This window comes from Halanaerobiales bacterium (assembly GCA_035270125.1).
Lineage (GTDB): Bacteria > Bacillota > Halanaerobiia > Halanaerobiales > DATFIM01 > DATFIM01.
Genome location: DATFIM010000232.1, coordinates 1 through 3,625 on the forward strand (window position 1 = coordinate 1; position 3,625 = coordinate 3,625).

The 3,625-nt window shown below is 29.3% G+C and carries 3 protein-coding genes; all 3 read right to left on the bottom strand.

Translation table 11 applies throughout. From position 1 onward, the window contains the following. Positions 1–7 precede the first annotated feature (7 nt). Complete coding sequence (locus VJ881_11445; GenBank protein HKL76669.1) at positions 8–1,015, bottom strand: glycosyltransferase family 2 protein; 1,008 nt, start codon at positions 1,013–1,015, stop codon at positions 8–10. A 166-nt stretch (positions 1,016–1,181) separates the two neighbouring features. Then, positions 1,182–2,225, bottom strand: a complete 1,044-nt coding sequence (locus tag VJ881_11450; protein ID HKL76670.1) for a glycosyltransferase family 4 protein — start codon at positions 2,223–2,225, stop codon at positions 1,182–1,184. A gap of 71 nt (positions 2,226–2,296) precedes the next feature. After that, positions 2,297–3,571 (bottom strand): oligosaccharide flippase family protein, encoded by a 1,275-nt coding sequence (locus VJ881_11455; protein HKL76671.1) that lies wholly within the window; start codon positions 3,569–3,571, stop codon positions 2,297–2,299. Positions 3,572–3,625 lie beyond the last annotated feature (54 nt).

Genomic DNA, 3,625 nt, shown 5'->3' on the forward strand with positions numbered 1-3,625 from the left:
GATTGAATCATTTTCTTTGCATAAATAAAAATAATGGTAATACTTTTATGGTCCCTAATAAAGAACCTGCTCCATAAGAAAAATGTAGTATCAAAAATGATGCTAGAACATAAAATAAATTCATATTTTTGGGTTTAAGCCTAATTGAAATTGTAGTTATAAAACCCAGATAAATTAAAATAATTAAAAGGCTTAAAAATATAAAGGGGAAATAAAAAAAAGATAAAATAACAGGGATAATAATGGATAAAATAAATCCCAGCGGAACAAAGTGTCTTAACGAAAGTGCTTTAAAATTGCGTGTATAATAAATAGTAAAGATATTCCAAAGTCCATTTTTAAAATTATTATTTGCAAAAGCAGAAAAATTGTTTCTGGCAAAATAGGTTGCCTTAACAGCAGGTACTAAAAATATTTTTCCACCACCATTTTTAATTCTCAGGTTAAATTCAATATCTTGATTTCTAGTCAGTTCTGTATTAAAAAATCCAAATTTTTCAAACACGCTTTTATGGTAACAACCAAAAGCTACTGTATCCACTTCACAAACATTATTCACCCCGGTACGAAATAATGCGTTTCCAACACCCCACTTATTCGATAAAACAAACTGAATAGCCTTTGATTTTTGAGTATTATCCAATGTTCTAGTTTCCAGCACTCCGCCAACTGCTTCAGCTTTTAATTTTTTTGCCCAACTTACAAGTTTCACAAAGTAATCTGCCGGATATTTTGCATGGGCACTTATAATAAAAATATAATCTCCGGTTGATTTTTCAATTCCTAAATTGATAGCATAGGGTGTCGTTTGATGCTCGTTTATTAAGAATTGAATATTTGGATATTCCTGAGTAATCTCTTTTACAATTTCCACGGTATTGTCATTGCTTTTGCCATCAATAACAAAAATTTCAGCTTCAATTACTGAACTCATATTTTTTACAATGGATAATAAGCATTGCTTAAGGTATTTTTCCTCGTTTCGGGTAGGTATGATGATTGAAATTTTATCCATTGAAATGATACAATCTTAATTAACCATTATAAAACCTATATAATTGCTTTCATAAATTCTAAAAAATACGTTAACTTAAACACATTAGCCCAAACTAAATTTTCCAAAATCAAATAATATTTAACTTTAATTATATCCACTATTACAATTTAGTAATTTACCATTATTATTTTATAGCATATTCATTTAAATTAATACTATTATAAATTCTTATTAACTTTTCAGCCTCATTATCCCAGTTATATTTATCTACAACCGCTTTTTTACCATTCATACCCATTTGCTTCGCAACACTGGGATTTTCAAATAAAAATGATATTGCACCAGCAATATCTTCAGAATTTTCCGGATTAACACAAATACCACATTTATTTTTATCGACGATTTCTTCCCACAATGGAAAATTTGAAGCAATAATTGGTAAACCAGCAGCCATATATTCAAACATCTTATTAGGTTGTGAATGTGTATGGTTTGGTAAAGGTAAAAAAGTTACTACACCTGCGTATGATTCAGATAAATATATTTCTAATGATTCTCTAGATTGATAACCTAAATAATCAACATTAGTCCAACCATTTAAGCTTTTCAATTTTTTTAAAAAATCTTCTGATGTAAAATTTCCTATTAATAAAAGTCGCGCATTTACAAATTCCATCGCTTTCACAACATATTCTAATCCCCTCTGAGGACTAATTAATCCAACAAAACATATTTGTCTTTTCCTTTTTGAAATGTCAGTATTTGATTCTGAAACAGTTAATTTTGGATAGTTATTAATTATAAAAGTATTTTTATTGATTTTACAAAATCTATTATGGATACTTTGAGTTGCAGCAATTAAATAATTTAATTTTTTACTTATTCCGTTTTCATACCATTTAAAAACAACAGAAATAAATTTTCGTAAAAATTTAAAACCCCAATCTCGACTAAGAATGGCCTTTGGATTATCTTCATGAATATCATAAATAACAATCTTTCCTGCTTTTTTTAAAAACAATCCAACAATTAATAAATCCGGATCATGAAAGTGATAAACATCAGCGTTTATCTTTTTAGCATATTTTAGCATTTTATATGGGAGAAAAAAAAATCGATATATCAAATTTTTCCTTTTAGAAGATACAAGACTGAAAGGAATTTTGGGGTTCTTAATTTTTGGTGAAACAACACCTAAAATATGAATATTAAAATTATTATTATACAAAGACAAACATTCCTTATGATATATTCTAATATCATCAATGGGATGTGCAGTAGTAATATGACAAACTTTCATTAAGCTTTTTGTTTAATTGATTGATCGTATTGGTTAGCCACAAAATAAATAAAACTAAAATAAACCGTATAGCTTACCAGTTCGATTCCTACCAGAATTTTTAAAAATAAATGAATTTCCAGGTCATTAAATAGGAATAACAGTGATAGTAAACAGAAATACAGGATTTGCCAAAGGGCTCCAATTTTTATCCGCTCAAGTGCAGGGAAAACTGATGCCAGAGGCGAGACTATAAATTTTATCCCATAAGAAAACACTAATATCTTTGTATAAATACCGGAAATAAAATACTGCCTTCCAAATATTTGAAAAATATCTTCGGCAAATAATTCAATAATAACCACGCCAACCAATACCATTAATGACAAAGAACCTGCTATTTTCAGAATATCTTTTTTAATTGGTTTTTGTTGGTTTCTTTTTTCGGCAAAATTCTGAAGCAAAACCTGCGACAATGAAGTGGTTATTAATGCTAACGGAACCGCAAGCACCATGCGGCTTAAATCAAAATAGCCCACAATGGATTCGGAATAAAATTTATTCACAATTAAAACAGGGAGAAAAAGACTAATGGTATTGAACAAATTGGGTATGGCATAAAATTTTGGGAAATCAATATATCTTTTTAAAACCTGTTTAATATTAAAAAAACTAACTTCTTTTAATTGTAATCCATGCTTTAAGGATTGAAATATACCTGAAATTAGGTTTAAAAAATTACCAACCAAGTCACCAAGCAAAATACCCAAGGCATTTCCTGTGAATCCAACTCCTGTTTGAGTAGCCCCTTCGCCTGTTCGCCGAACAATTTTGTTTATTGCACTGGCTTTAAAAGCTTTATTTCTAATCAACCAATAATTAATGGCCTCATAAGAAGCCAGCAAAATAACCGTTAGTGGTAAAAAATATAACCAATTAAAATAGTTAGCTGGAAATTCAACAATATCTTTCCAGAAAGCAGGAAAAAGTAAAACAGACAAAAAAATCAGGATAGAAAAGAAAGAAATAATACCCACTGTACCAAAAAGCAAATTGGTGCTTTCCTCTTTTTTGGGAGGTAAAACAATGGCACGGTTATATTGCAATGGTACGATGGACACCATTATACTTACGATACTGAAATAGACGGCATAAGCCCCAAAATCTTCAGGAGAATACAACCTCCTGGTTATTAACTGAAACAGAATGGCAATAATTTGTGAAATCCCAATACCAACAATAAGTGTAATAGTATTTCTTACAATGATTTTATCTTTTAACTTATGAAGTAGCATTGGATACCTTTTTTATATCGTAAGCATAAGGAATCAACGATAAAATCAAGAATG